12 protein-coding genes are annotated in these 13,273 nt (G+C 49.5%); 2 read left to right on the forward strand and 10 right to left on the reverse strand.

Annotation, left to right across the window (positions count from 1 at the left end; translation table 11 throughout):
- Positions 1 to 17 precede the first annotated feature (17 nt).
- The 7 genes from ACQZQY_RS05330 to rfaD form a co-directional block, all read right to left on the reverse strand.
- Positions 18 to 1,025: a glycosyltransferase gene (locus ACQZQY_RS05330; protein ID WP_431297155.1), complete on the reverse strand. Its 1,008-nt coding sequence runs from the start codon at positions 1,023 to 1,025 to the stop codon at positions 18 to 20.
- A 68-nt stretch (positions 1,026 to 1,093) separates the two neighbouring features.
- Positions 1,094 to 2,380, reverse strand: coding sequence for an O-antigen ligase family protein (locus ACQZQY_RS05335; RefSeq protein WP_431296733.1), 1,287 nt, complete (start codon positions 2,378 to 2,380; stop codon positions 1,094 to 1,096).
- Complete coding sequence (locus ACQZQY_RS05340) at positions 2,377 to 3,381, reverse strand: glycosyltransferase family 8 protein (RefSeq protein ID WP_431296734.1); 1,005 nt, start codon at positions 3,379 to 3,381, stop codon at positions 2,377 to 2,379. The genes ACQZQY_RS05335 and ACQZQY_RS05340 overlap by 4 nt, the downstream gene beginning before the upstream one ends.
- Complete coding sequence (locus ACQZQY_RS05345; protein ID WP_431296735.1) at positions 3,374 to 4,471, reverse strand: glycosyltransferase family 9 protein; 1,098 nt, start codon at positions 4,469 to 4,471, stop codon at positions 3,374 to 3,376. Before ACQZQY_RS05345 ends, ACQZQY_RS05340 begins: the two co-directional genes overlap by 8 nt.
- Positions 4,468 to 5,457 carry a lipopolysaccharide heptosyltransferase RfaC gene (rfaC, locus tag ACQZQY_RS05350; protein ID WP_122097092.1) on the reverse strand — a complete coding sequence of 330 codons (990 nt, stop codon included), beginning with the start codon at positions 5,455 to 5,457 and terminating at the stop codon, positions 4,468 to 4,470. Before rfaC ends, ACQZQY_RS05345 begins: the two co-directional genes overlap by 4 nt.
- On the reverse strand, positions 5,457 to 6,506 hold the full coding sequence (gene rfaF / locus ACQZQY_RS05355) for an ADP-heptose--LPS heptosyltransferase RfaF (protein WP_431296736.1): 1,050 nt from the start codon (positions 6,504 to 6,506) through the stop codon (positions 5,457 to 5,459). The genes rfaC and rfaF overlap by 1 nt, the downstream gene beginning before the upstream one ends.
- Before the next feature lie 30 nt (positions 6,507 to 6,536).
- Complete coding sequence (gene rfaD, locus ACQZQY_RS05360) at positions 6,537 to 7,469, reverse strand: ADP-glyceromanno-heptose 6-epimerase (protein ID WP_056774500.1); 933 nt, start codon at positions 7,467 to 7,469, stop codon at positions 6,537 to 6,539.
- 241 nt (positions 7,470 to 7,710) lie between these two features.
- Between rfaD and kbl the strand changes: the two genes are divergently transcribed.
- Positions 7,711 to 8,907, forward strand: a complete 1,197-nt coding sequence (kbl, locus tag ACQZQY_RS05365) for a glycine C-acetyltransferase (protein ID WP_431296737.1) — start codon at positions 7,711 to 7,713, stop codon at positions 8,905 to 8,907.
- 9 nt (positions 8,908 to 8,916) lie between these two features.
- The gene (gene tdh / locus ACQZQY_RS05370; RefSeq protein ID WP_056774507.1) at positions 8,917 to 9,939 is read left to right on the forward strand and encodes an L-threonine 3-dehydrogenase; all 1,023 of its coding nucleotides are present in this window, start codon (positions 8,917 to 8,919) and stop codon (positions 9,937 to 9,939) included.
- A gap of 66 nt (positions 9,940 to 10,005) precedes the next feature.
- Here the strand turns inward: tdh and ACQZQY_RS05375 are convergent, their stop codons facing one another.
- The 3 genes from ACQZQY_RS05375 to ACQZQY_RS05385 all read right to left on the reverse strand — a co-directional run bounded on the left by ACQZQY_RS05375 (position 10,006) and on the right by ACQZQY_RS05385 (position 13,271).
- Positions 10,006 to 10,935, reverse strand: a complete 930-nt coding sequence (locus tag ACQZQY_RS05375) for a hypothetical protein (protein WP_122097090.1) — start codon at positions 10,933 to 10,935, stop codon at positions 10,006 to 10,008.
- A 2-nt stretch (positions 10,936 to 10,937) separates the two neighbouring features.
- Positions 10,938 to 12,161 carry a glycosyltransferase gene (locus ACQZQY_RS05380; protein WP_056774513.1) on the reverse strand — a complete coding sequence of 408 codons (1,224 nt, stop codon included), beginning with the start codon at positions 12,159 to 12,161 and terminating at the stop codon, positions 10,938 to 10,940.
- A 129-nt stretch (positions 12,162 to 12,290) separates the two neighbouring features.
- Positions 12,291 to 13,271 carry a divergent polysaccharide deacetylase family protein gene (locus ACQZQY_RS05385; RefSeq protein WP_390973807.1) on the reverse strand — a complete coding sequence of 327 codons (981 nt, stop codon included), beginning with the start codon at positions 13,269 to 13,271 and terminating at the stop codon, positions 12,291 to 12,293.
- Positions 13,272 to 13,273 lie beyond the last annotated feature (2 nt).

The following is a 13,273-nucleotide window of genomic DNA, read 5'->3' on the forward strand; positions in this document are numbered from 1 at the left end:
TCCCTTTCTGAAACATTTCAGGCGAGACGTTTACGCAGCGTGTGGAGGCGTTTCAGCCACAACAATAATTGCCACCATTGCTTAATTCCACGCGCATTGCGCAGCATAATCTGGCGCGTTCCGCTGGTATAAATATCCTCAATCATGGCCTTTTGCGCTGCCGGATCGGGTTCACGACGCACAGAGTGGCATACCGTTAAGGCTTCACGTGTGACCTGGCGCGGAAATTCGGCATAGATTTTTACCCGGTCTTTATAACGCCGGTTCAGGTCATCCAGCATTTTAGCAATCTTCAGATAATGTCTCTGATATTCAACATTTTTCATTCCGGTGCGTTTCTGATTACTGATGGACAAACCATGAATATAATAACGATACAGCACTGTCTGCGTGTACCGCACGCGTTGCGCGTTAAACATAAACTCAGTCGTCCAGGGAATATCCTGATGATGTAAACCGGGTTCAAAATAGAGCTGATGCTTTTTAATCAATGCCAGCCGATATACTCCGAGCCAAACCACATGCAAATAGCGATTGGTTGCCAGTGCCGTTTTGAGCCAGGTGGCGCCATCCAACACAGGCGTCGAGGATAATCGATCGGCAGGAATGATCGGTTTTACTTTTTTCGTTCCGACGAAATAACGCTCGCCATTACACTGCGCGACGTCCAAATCATCCTGTTCACACATGTCGATCAGCGTCTGATACATATCAGGATTAAGAATGTCATCTGCGTCGGGAAAGGTGACATAGCGGCCTTTGGCGGCAGCGAGCCCGGTGTTACGTGCGAGGGAAACCCCTCCGTTAGGCTGACTGATCACCCTGATATGTGAATATTTTTCCGCGTACTCCTGAGCGACCAGATCTGAGCCATCCGTTGACCCATCGTTCACAATGATGATTTCCAGGCTGGTAAGGGTCTGCGCGACGAGCGAATCCATAAAGTTTCTGAACATCTCCCCCGCATTGTACAAGGGGATGATCGCGCTAAGCCTGATGTCTTCGGGCATCGTTGTCGGGTTCATTTCCACAATTTCCACTGATAATAATGGCAATAAACGGGGAATCAGTGTGGTTCACTTCCCCGTAAAAATCACTGTTTTACTGACGAAGAGCGGTCACACATTCTCAGCATCAGCAGGTAACCGAACACCAGTACAATAAAGTACGGCGATTCACGGTTGTAGAACTGAGTATCGCCCTGACTGAAGAAAATCACCGGAACGGAGAGCAGTAAAAATTCGTAACCTTTTGGCACCAGCTTAAAGGGATAAAGCAGCAACACCGCGAAGAACATCACCATGATAATGCCGCCAAAAATCCCCTGCAGGGAAAGGCTGTCGAGAATGTCATTGTGGAGGTGGAAGGATAAATTACGGATTGCCTCCGGATTGCCACCTTCATGTTGATCAATATATTGGGTCGCCAGCGCGTTACGGCTGTCAGCCGACTGGCCCAGCGGATGCTGTTTAAATACCTCTATGCCGGCACGCCACATTGAAAAACGGGCACCAACGGAAGTATTACGATCCCCCTGACTGTAAGAATTCACTTCGTGCTGGAGATTATCGATACGCTCTACCACACGATTATAATAAGGGTGACCTGAAATCACCGCAGCTAAAATTAAACTGCCAATCGCAAAGCCGTAAATTATTTTCGAAGTATGCGAACTCTTTGCGAAGTCATAAAGAATACTCACTGCGCTGAATAAGGTGAACAGCATGATGGCTGAGCGGGTTTCTGTTGCAGCAAGAACACCAAAAGTCATCGTCATAATAATCAGGCACGGTAGTCTGTAATGCTTAAGTGCATAATACTTCAGACTGTACATGACCAGTAATGAGAAAATGGTGAAGGTATAGGCTCCTGATGTGGAGGCATCAGAGTTAATTTTTATCCGATCGCCTGTTTTCAGGTAAACCGCGATATGGGTAACGGCGATAATAATGAAAAGCACCGTCATGATGGTGACACCGGTGCGCATCGTTAACGTGGAAATTTTCCACTTTTTCACATTGTGCTCAATGGCGTACAGAACAAAGGCGGCGAGTATCAGGCGTTTACCACTGATCTGATAATGGTAGGCAATTAACGGATACTGTTCATTGGTGGTTAACGCAACCCAAAGTAATTTACTGACACCTAAAATAAACACGGCCCAGGCGAAAATATAGAAATGGATTTTCTTTTCTTTTTTAAATGTGATGTACAGGAAGTAAATGATGGCGATGTAAGTAATGATATAAAAGAAGTTACGCGTCACTTCACCGGAATACATGAAAAACGAAACAGATATTGCCGTAAATAAGAAGAACACAGCAGCAAGCTTATCATCAACTGATGACTGCTTAATCGCCGATAGCCAGTTCCTGATCATGAAGAGTGCTTCCTGAAGATTTTAGTGTTCATGTATTTAAACATCCAACTTAAGCTTTTCACATATTGATGTTCATGCCAAAGCGCCTGCGCATAACGCTTCATCTCTTTGTAAGAGACAGGCATATCATGCGGAACGGCATGCCATGGCGATTTCGCATAGTACTGATCATAGAGACTGGCTAATTCGCCCATACCCCAGCGATGCCATGGTTTACATTTACCTGTGTAATGAATCAGGATTGCATCTTCAGGCACCGGTGTTTTTTTACCGACTTTGTTCAGGATGATATCGCACACCAGGTTATATTTTTTAGGCAGGAGTAATACCTCATGTTCCAGAGCAATATTGAGTGCATCCTGATCCGGAAACCTGAGTTCTGTGCCATGAATTGCCAGCGTCTGAATGATTCTCTCGGTCGTTTTTTTCTCAATCCACATCGGGATGTTGATATATAAAAATCCAGAGTTGAAGTAATTCCCGCTGGTCAGCCCTAAATGGGGGCAAAGTTTATTGCGAGCCCTTTCGGTATCGTTCACCGCCGCCAGTGTGTAACGGCTTATATCTTTTTCATGCAGCTCTTTATAACTGCCTACACACAATGTATCAGCATCGAGATAAATGAATTTTGATGTCACATCAGCAAGCAGATACGGAATAAACAAACGATAATAAATCGCCTGTGGGTAACGCCCTATCAGCGGCAAGTCGGTAAAAGCCGATTCTTTGAAAACATTGCAGGTGATGGCTAAAGGACGATTTGCGGCCAGTTCGAGAAGTAATGATTTTGACTTCTCATCAAGCGAACTGCCAAACACGTGGATGTGGAAAGCTAAGTCAGGATTATTTTCCATAACCGAAAACACAGTGATCCCCATGCCGCGCGCATATGCGTTATTAATACCGAACGCGATATGGACAACCGGCAAGTCTGAAAACCCTAAATTGTTAACGAGCTCTTCTTTCTGCTCAAGATAACTCAGGTATTCCTGATTAGGCATGGTGCTGTTCCTGACTTGTATTACTGACGACAAAAGAACGTATCTGGTTTAGCTGTGAATCACTCAGCGAAAACAGTTGTTCCGCACTGTGTCTGAACGTGTAAGGTGCAGAGAATATAAAGGATTCCGGCGAAAGGCTGTCATCTTCCGGCGATAAAATTAATGCAGCGAAGGTTGGATGTTGCTCGGCCAAATCACAAGGGCCCGCGAGACACACCACCGGGACCTCGACGGCATCGGCAATATAAATATTGCCCGAGTCGGAGGCGATATACACATCCATCTGCGAAATGGCATACGGCACTTCATGCAATTTCAGCTTACCTATCAGGCTGGCGATGTTTTTATTGTCATTCCGTTTTTTCAGCAACTGGTCGAGATAGGGCTGTTCGTTCTCAGGGCCAAAAACATAAAACTGACAAGGCAGACCCTTCAGGCAATCGAGTATTTTTATCCAGACGTCGGTTGGGATAGTTTTTGCCTTATTTCCCGCTGAAATGCTGATGCCTATTCTTATCGTTTCTTTTATAGCGAGTTCAGGAAGGTTTTCTTCCGGCACATAAAGCGGCCAGGTGGCATGTTTTTTATAACTTTCAGCGGTGAGAACAGGATCTGCCAGCTTCAGATAGCTTTCAAGAGTGAAGTCGGTTTTTCTGTGCACTCTGACCACATCTGCCGTCTGATAAAAAATGCCGTGGTACCACTTACGAGTGTAGGCAATCAGAAACGCTTTATAACTGGCATTGCAGAAGGCGGCATAAAAAGCATTCACGCTGTTTGGCTGGAGTAAAAAAACGCGGTCATAGCGATTCAGAAAATGAAACGCCAGACGGATCTTGGAGAATAAAGATTTTTTATAATCTTCTATCAGATAAATGGATTCAATCGTCGTATCGTGCGCGGCAAGCGGTAACACCGTTTTACTGATCAGCACGTCAGATTTTTTTAAATGCTTCAGCAGCGGGGTGATATTAACGAAATCCCCGATCTTGGCGGTTTGGATAACCAGATTGCGGCCAGTGCTTCGATGAAAAGGTTTCATTAGCATTTTGAATGGCCACAGCAAGATAAAAATTATCACGTAGCTCATACTTTGCTCGCTTCCTTTTCCGCGGAGATCATCTCATTCAGTTGCTTAAATACGCGCTCTGCCGTCAGGTTTTCCAGCGAATTGTCCTGTGCTTTGAGAATGAACTGATTCTGCCCGTAGCCGCCGATCAATCCCGGATCTGTCGGTCCGTAGAGCGTGATATTAGGCCGATCAAGTGCAGCCGTCAGATGGCTTAACCCGGTATCGACAGACACGACTGCTTTGGCACCGGCCAACACCTCCGCCACATTTTCCAGGCTCAGTTTTGGTAAAACCTCGACATCAGGAAAGCCTTCAGCCAGACGTAACGCTCTTTGATATTCGTGCTCTGCTCCCCAGGGAAGCTTGATGCGGATGTGTTGCGCGCTCAGCAGTTCAATCAGTTTACGCCAGTGGGATTCTGGCCAGTGTTTGTCCGCGCGGGTTGTTGCATGGAGAAACACCAAATACTCGTGCGCATCGGCGGGAAGGTGTGACAGGAATCGTGCTGCAATGGCGTAATCACCTTGAGTCGCAGGTTTTTCATAGCCCAGACTTTTTGCAAATAGCTCCCGGGTACGTTCTACCGCATGCTGTTTTTTATCGATTTCATGGCGATGGTTGTAGAACCAGCTGGCAAAAGGTTCACGGGCACTTTTGCAGTCCTGACCGTGTTTTTCGCCTTTAGCGACACGCGTGACCAATGCCGCGCTTTTCATCAAGCCCTGTGCGTCTATCACGGCGTCATAGGTCTGAGACTGCACTTCACGTTTGAAATCACAGCGCTGCTGACGGGTTTCAGATCCGAACCAGTTTTTACGCCAGCGTCTTATGGCGACCGGGATCACCCGGTCTACGGCAGGGTGCCAGCCAGGGATCTGTGCAAATCCCTCTTCCACGACCCAGTCAAAGCGGATCCCCGGAATAGCCCTCATGGCATCCGTTAACGCAGGAAGCGTGTGCAATACGTCGCCCATTGACGAGGTTTTGACGATGAGAACCCGCATTACTGCTCCTTCCTTGTGCACAGTAACTGGTTTAATTCCTGATAAACCTGCTCTGGTTGAATATCAATCAGGCTCTGGTGATAACCTTCTTCAGCATCGCCTTTACGGACTTTATGATAGCCGGTGATCAAACGGATAACTTTTGCCTGATGGCTGAGAGGCGGCGTGAAATCAGGGCTGCTTGGCCCGTAGAGCGCCACCAGCGGTTTATCCAGCGCAGCCGCGACGTGCATCAGACCGGAGTCATTACTGACCACGGCGTGACAGGCAGAAATCATGACAACGGCTTGATCCAGAGACGTTTTTCCTGCGAGATTGAGGCAGAAAGGCTGCGCACTCTCAGGCAGAGCAAGGCGGATTTGTTCTCCGGCAGGGTGGTCTTTGGCCGAGCCAAACAACACCACCTGATTGCCTTCGTGGATCAACTTTTCCGCCAGCGCGGCATAATGATAATGCGGCCAGCGTTTTGCCGGGCCAAACTCCGCGCCTGGACAGAATCCAATCAGCGGGCGGGCGTTATCGACATTGAACGAGGTGGTGACGGCGGCGATTTCAGCTTCGCTAACCTGCAATTTCGGCCACAAAATGGGCTGCGGAAGATCGGCGGCTGTTTTAATGCGCGGAGCATCGTAAGCCAGCGCGGCATAGCGCTGCACCATCAGCGGAAAGGCTGCTTTATCCAGAACGCGGACGTCATTCAGCAGGCCATAGCGCATTTCACCGCGCCAGCCTGTACGTTGAGGAATGCGCGCAAAAAAGGGAACCAGCGCCGATTTAAACGAGTTGGGTAAAACGTATGCGCGTTGATACTGTTCTTTGCGCAGAGAAAGGCCCAGACGGCGGCGCTCACCCAGTTCCAGAGCGCCATGACCCAACGGCATCGACAATGCCCGATTCACTTCTGGCATCCTGTCGAGCAGCGGACGGCACCATGAAGGTGCCATCACGTCAATTTGTGCATCCGGGTGCGCCAGTTTCAGGGTGCGGTAAAGACTTTGTGACATCATCATGTCACCGACCCATGACGGCCCAATTACCAGTATTTTCATACCGTTAATCCATTCCTCAATGTGCGGTTCTTAGACTGTGCGGTTGAGCCAGCTCATGTATTCCGTCACACCTTCGGCAACCGTTTTAAACGGTTTGTCGTAGCCTGCTTTACGCAGAGCCGTCATATCAGCCTGAGTGAAGGACTGATAACGACCTTTCAGTTTTTCCGGGAACGGGATGTATTCGATATCGCCCGACTTGTGGTAAGCCACCACGGCATCCGCCACGGCCTGGAAAGATTCTGAACGGCCAGTACCGCAGTTGAAAATACCGGAGACGCCGTTCTGCCAGAACCACAGGTTTACCGCGGCCACGTCACCGACATAGATGAAATCGCGTTTGAAGCCTTCGCTGCCGGAGAATAATTTTGGATTCTCACCGGCCTTGATTTGGTTGTTCAGATGGAACGCAACGCTGGCCATGCTGCCTTTATGGCCTTCACGCGGGCCATACACGTTGAAGTAACGGAAACCACAGATTTGCGATTCAGCATGCGGCAGAATTTCGCGAACATACTGGTCAAACAGGAATTTGGAGTAGCCGTAAACGTTCAGCGGTTGCTCGTACTGACGCTCTTCCACAAAGCTGGTGCTCTGGCTGCCGTAAGTGGCGGCGGAAGAGGCATAAAGGAAGGGAATGCTCCGGTCCAGACAGAAGTGCAGAATATCTTTCGAATACTGATAGTTGTTATCCATCATGTATTTGCCGTCCCACTCGGTGGTGGAAGAGCAGGCGCCTTCATGGAAGATCGCGTCGATATCACCCAGATCATCACCCGCGACGATGCTGGCAATGAAGTCTTCTTTGTCGCAGTAATCCGCAATATCCAGATCAACCAGATTGACGAACTTGGTACCGTCTTTCAGGTTATCGACCACTAAAATATCGCGGTATCCCATATCATTGAGCGATTTAATAATATTGCTGCCGATAAAACCAGCGCCGCCAGTGACGATTATCATGGGACTCACCTTTAATCATTTTAAAATCACGCACCATGCGTGATTTATACAGTTGGCAATATCATAACACTTCATTATCAAGCTCACATTGGGAAGGTGTCCGATATCACGCATTCTTATGTTTCAGAGCGTAAGGCGTGAAGTATGCTGCAAAATGAAGATTTTGTGAGCGTTTTCATCGTTATTTCATATGCAGATTAGTAATGTATTCCGTGAATGAGTCATTTCAGGAGAATACTGTATGTCTGTTTCGTTTTATCGCCAGTTGGAAGATCAGCTCGATCAGGCGCGGGTTGAAGGGCTGTTTAAAGAAGAGCGTATTCTGACCAGTCCGCAGCAGCCCGAAGTTTCGGTCGCGGGCGGAAAGCCGGTCATTAATTTTTGCGCCAATAACTATCTCGGGCTGGCGAACCATCCTGAATTAATCCGGGCCGCCAAGGCCGGTCTTGACAGCCACGGTTTCGGCATGGCTTCGGTGCGTTTTATTTGCGGCACACAAGATACCCATAAAGAGCTCGAACATCGTCTGGCAGATTTTCTGGGTATGGACGATGCCATTCTCTATTCCTCCTGTTTCGATGCAAACGGCGGCCTGTTCGAAACCCTCCTGGGAGAAGAAGACGCGATTATTTCGGACGCACTCAACCATGCCTCCATTATTGACGGTGTACGGTTATGCAAAGCCAAACGCTATCGTTACACCAACAACAATATGGCCGAGCTGGAAGCCCGTTTACAGCAGGCAAAAGACGACGGTGCGCGCCATATTCTGGTCGCGACCGACGGTGTATTTTCGATGGATGGGGTGATCGCCAACCTGAAAGGCGTGTGCGATCTGGCGGAGCGTTTTGATGCGCTGGTGATGGTCGATGATTCTCATGCCGTCGGTTTTGTCGGTGCAGAAGGGCGCGGAACGCATGAATACTGCGATGTGATGGGCCGCGTTGATATTATCACCGGTACGCTCGGCAAAGCGCTGGGTGGGGCATCGGGTGGATATACCGCCGCACGACAGGAGGTCATCGACTGGCTGCGCCAGCGCTCGCGACCTTATCTGTTCTCGAATTCGCTGGCACCTTCAATCGTTGCTGCCTCGCTAAAAGTGTTATCCATGCTCGAAGCCGGCAGTGAGCTGCGCGAGAAGCTGCTCTCCAATTCCAAACTGTTCCGCAAAAAAATGACGGCGGCGGGGTTTACCCTGGCAGGTGCCGACCACGCCATCATTCCGGTGATGCTGGGCGAGGCACGGCTGGCGCAGGATTTTGCTGCCCAACTTCAGCAGGAAGGAATTTATGTCACCGGGTTCTTCTACCCGGTTGTGCCTCAGGGGCAGGCGCGGATCCGCACCCAAATGTCAGCCGCCCATACGACTGAACAGATCGAACAGGCCGTTGACGCTTTCATCCGTATCGGTAAAAAACTTGGCGTGATCGCCTGAGGAATGTCCATGAAAGCGTTAGCGAAACTGAAACGTGAAGAAGGCATCTGGATGACCGATGCGCCGGTGCCGGAAATGGGCCATAACGATTTGCTGATTAAAATCCGCAAAACGGCGATCTGTGGCACCGATGTGCATATCTACAACTGGGATGCATGGTCACAAAAAACCATTCCGGTGCCGATGGTGGTCGGCCATGAGTACGTCGGTGAAGTGGTCGGGATCGGGCAGGAAGTTAAAGGCTTTAGTCTCGGCGACCGTGTTTCCGGCGAAGGGCATATCACCTGCGGGCATTGCCGCAATTGCCGCGGTGGCCGCACGCATTTGTGCCGAAATGCTCAGGGCGTCGGCGTTAACCGTCCTGGTGCGTTTGCTGAATATCTGGTGTTGCCCGCGTTCAATGCTTTTAAAATCCCGGACAACATTTCTGATGATCTGGCCGCTATTTTCGACCCGCTGGGTAATGCGGTGCATACCGCACTGTCGTTTGATCTGGTGGGTGAAGATGTACTGATCAGTGGTGCCGGGCCGATCGGTATCATGGCGGCGGCCATCTGCAAGCACGTCGGTGCGCGCCACGTGGTCATCACGGATATGAACGAATACCGGCTGGAGCTGGCGCGAAAAATGGGCGTCACCCGTGCGGTGAATGTCAGCCAGCAAAGCCTGCCTGAAGTGATGGAAGAGCTGGGAATGACGGAAGGGTTTGACGTCGGTCTGGAAATGTCCGGTGCGCCGGCTGCATTTCGCAGCATGCTCAGCGCGATGAATCACGGCGGCCGGATTGCGATGCTGGGCATTCCTTCGACCGAAATGGCGATCGACTGGAATCAGGTGATCTTCAAAGGTCTGTTTATCAAAGGGATTTACGGGCGTGAGATGTTCGAAACCTGGTACAAAATGGCGGCGCTGATCCAGTCTGGTTTAGATCTGACACCGCTGATTACCCATCATTTCCCCATTGATGACTTCCAGAAAGGCTTCGATGCCATGCGTTCCGGGCACTCAGGTAAAGTCATTCTCGACTGGTAACTCAACGCTTCAATGACAAAGGCCCGCAAAATCAGCGGGCCTTTTATTTTCGTACCACAATACATTCTACAGCGTGGGATCTGCCGCTTGCTTCTCAGCATCGGTGAGGTAGCGCACTTTGCGGGTGTAATCCTGCCCTTTAAACAGCAACTCATTATCCGGCGAGGCCAGATATTTCTGCCATTCAGACAGCGGGAAACCCCCGTGCGCGCCAATCACTTCTTTTGGAATGACTGACGGCGTGCCACCAATTTTCTTCGACACCGGCCAGTTCATCCAGTCGCCTAAATTGACGCTTTGGATGTCCAGCGTATCGAGCATGGCAGCAAGCGGCAGTTGATCCGTGGGTGGCTGGTTATCAGGCAGAATATTCCAGGTATCGCGGAAAAACATAATCCACAGCGGGCACAGGCGTTCCCAGGTTTTGCGCGTTGCCGCCAAGAATGCCCCGTTAACGTGGTCAACGATGTAAGGTCGCACGCTGTCTTTGTAATAAGCCGGAATGCTGGCCGGATCGCAACCGTCGAGTTTTGCGATCATTTTGCCCTGACGGAAACTCGAATAAATGTGATTTTCATGCAGCTGAATTTCCGGCATTTTCAGGAGATTCAAATCTGAATCGATCATCAAAATACCGTCAGTTCTGGCCTGCAAGGGCGCCATCAGTTTGATCAACCGGCTCAGGTAAATTTGCTTATAGCGATAGTCGCCGGATTTTGTTTCAGGACTGAGCGTCACAATACGGACTTTCTCTGGCAGCGTTCTAAACTGGCTGGCGTCCTGATCGGTAACAATGACGATTTCCTGCAACTCAGTGGCAAATTTGTCGGCAAACTCGGCGCACAAACAGGCTTCTTCAATATAGTCAGCGCCCGTGGAAGGGATCACCACAGATGTCACGCTGTTCTTTGGCATACCGGCAGTCAGCGTCTTCGCGTAAGGCAGATTGTGACGCGAAAGAATATGACGATATTTTGAATTCAGAAATTTGAACATGTTCAGCCTTGTTTCTTTTTGACACTGCTTAAAACGGTTTCTACGCCAGAGACATACTTCTCAATGGCAAATTTATCGCGAACATTCAGGTTCGCCCGCTGCGCGATCTCGTGGCGGAGGTGCTCGTTGAGATACAGCGTTTTCATATGGTTAAACAGCATCTCAACGTCGCCGTACTCGAACAACATGCCCGTTTCAGTATTCTTCACAAGCTCAGCCGTGCCGGTGACATTGGAACCAATCACTGGCGTTTTCAATAACATAGATTCCAGAACAACACGCGGCAGGCCCTCACTTTTCGATCCCAGGATAAAGGCATCGAAAGCGGAAAGATATTCCAGCGCATTATTTTGAAAACCGGTGAATACCACTTTATCCATCATATTCAGGCTGGCAGCCTGCTGGATTAAGCGACGCAAATTTGGGCCTTCGCCCACAAAAACCATCTTCCATTTTGCTTCAGGAAAGGCGCGGTTGAATTTATCCAGCGCCAGCAAGGTGAAGTGATGGGCTTTGCGGTTGATCAGAGAGCCGATGCTGCCAAAGATGAAGGTATCGTCTTTAGCATCCAGCTCCCGGCGAATATTTTTGCCATCAGGCAGCGGCTGATTAATATCAATGCCGTTGAAAACGGTGAAACATAATTCGCTGCGCACGCCGCGCTTTAGTAATTGTTCCTGAACGCCCTGAGACACAGAAATAATGCTGTGGCAGAACTTGTTCACAATCCGCACGACATCGCGGTTAAGGACCGGCTCAATGCGGCAATGCTGCACAATTTCTGTCGGTAAACCGGCGGTGGAATAATAGCCTTCAACGTTAGAGCTGGGCTGATTATTCATATATAAAATGTCGAACTGTCCAAGCTCCAGCAGGGAGTGGATTTTGCGGATATTGGGATTGATGCGCCAGATTTTATCGATGGAGTAAATGGCTTTCTGGCGCAAGGCACTGCTGAAGAAAAACAGGGTACGCAGCACTTCTTTACTGATTTTTGCCCATGCAGGTTGCTTAACCTGCGGAATGAAGAAGACCGGAATATTCAGCGAGTTCAGGATCTGGCTGATGGTTTCCCCATTATCACGCGCGTAATCGTTATAAAAGCAGCAGCTGATTTCAAATTTTTCCCGATCGATTCTTTTCAGCAGCTCTAACATACTGTTAGTGCCACCTCCCCATTCTTTGCCGCTGTCGAGCAGCAGAATTTTAGATCGATCTTGTCCCATTTATGAGCGCCCCTGCGCAGTCTGAATCCAAAAACATGCAGCGCCCATTATAAGGGGCAAATTCTTTAAGCTCTACCTATTTGCTTTTAGGCGCTATGAGCTTGTTTATCAATACGTTGCGTACGTGTTTTATTTCTTCGCCTCGGGTGTGGTGTCGGCATGCGGCTCAACCGGTGCCGATCCCACAGACGTGGTCAAAATATGATACTGACGTTCAACGAATACCACAGCCGGTAATGTTGCCAGGCTTTCACCGATAACTTTAAACATCGTGTCTGCGTAAATCTGCGGAGCAGGCTGTTTCACACGGCACACGCTGATGCCTTTGCTCGTGGATTTTACCGATGTCGATTTCGGCGGTTTACCCGCTGATGATGAGCTGCGTACCGGCTCGTTAAGTAACTCACTTGGCCGAACCAGAACAATATCGGAAGGCAAATTCGGCAGCATTTGTTGCAGCACTTTTACTGTCGCCGGATGAGGATGCCCGATGGCAATCGCATAGCCATTCTTACGTGCCAGCTGAATGGCACGTTCAAACTGACGGCGGATCTCGCCCTCATTTTGCACATCATCCAGAAAGACATTGCGCTTGATGACTTTCACGCGCGTTCCCTGAGCCGCATTGACCGACTGGGTATTGCCGATAGTCATGCTGTCGAGAAAAAACAGATTGTGGGCATTCATCGCCTGCATGACATTGTCCATGCCGCTGCGGCTTGAGGTCATCGCGCTGCCCATATGGTTATTGATGCCGATGGCGTAGGGAATATTGCGGATGGCCTGATCAACGATACGTTTGACCTCAGCCGCGCTCATTGACGGCGTGAGGGTATCCTTTTCCAGCGGTTGCTTACTGAGCGGCGCCATCGGCAGGTGAATGAGGATCTCACGTCCCTGCTGATGGGCTTTGTTCATCATCATTTGCGAATCAGGGGCATTGGGGAAAATGGCGACGGATACCGCTTTTGGCATCTGAAGTACCTGGTTTTCCTCATGCTGGCGATAACCAAAGTCATCGATCAGGATGGATAATTTCGCTGCCTGAACCTGACAAACGAATAACGCAGTACCACAGAGGGCAACTAAAACGGACTTTTTGTATCGCAATG

The sequence above is a fragment of the Rahnella sp. PAMC25559 genome (assembly GCF_050632365.1).
Taxonomy (GTDB): Bacteria; Pseudomonadota; Gammaproteobacteria; order Enterobacterales; family Enterobacteriaceae; genus Rahnella; species Rahnella rivi.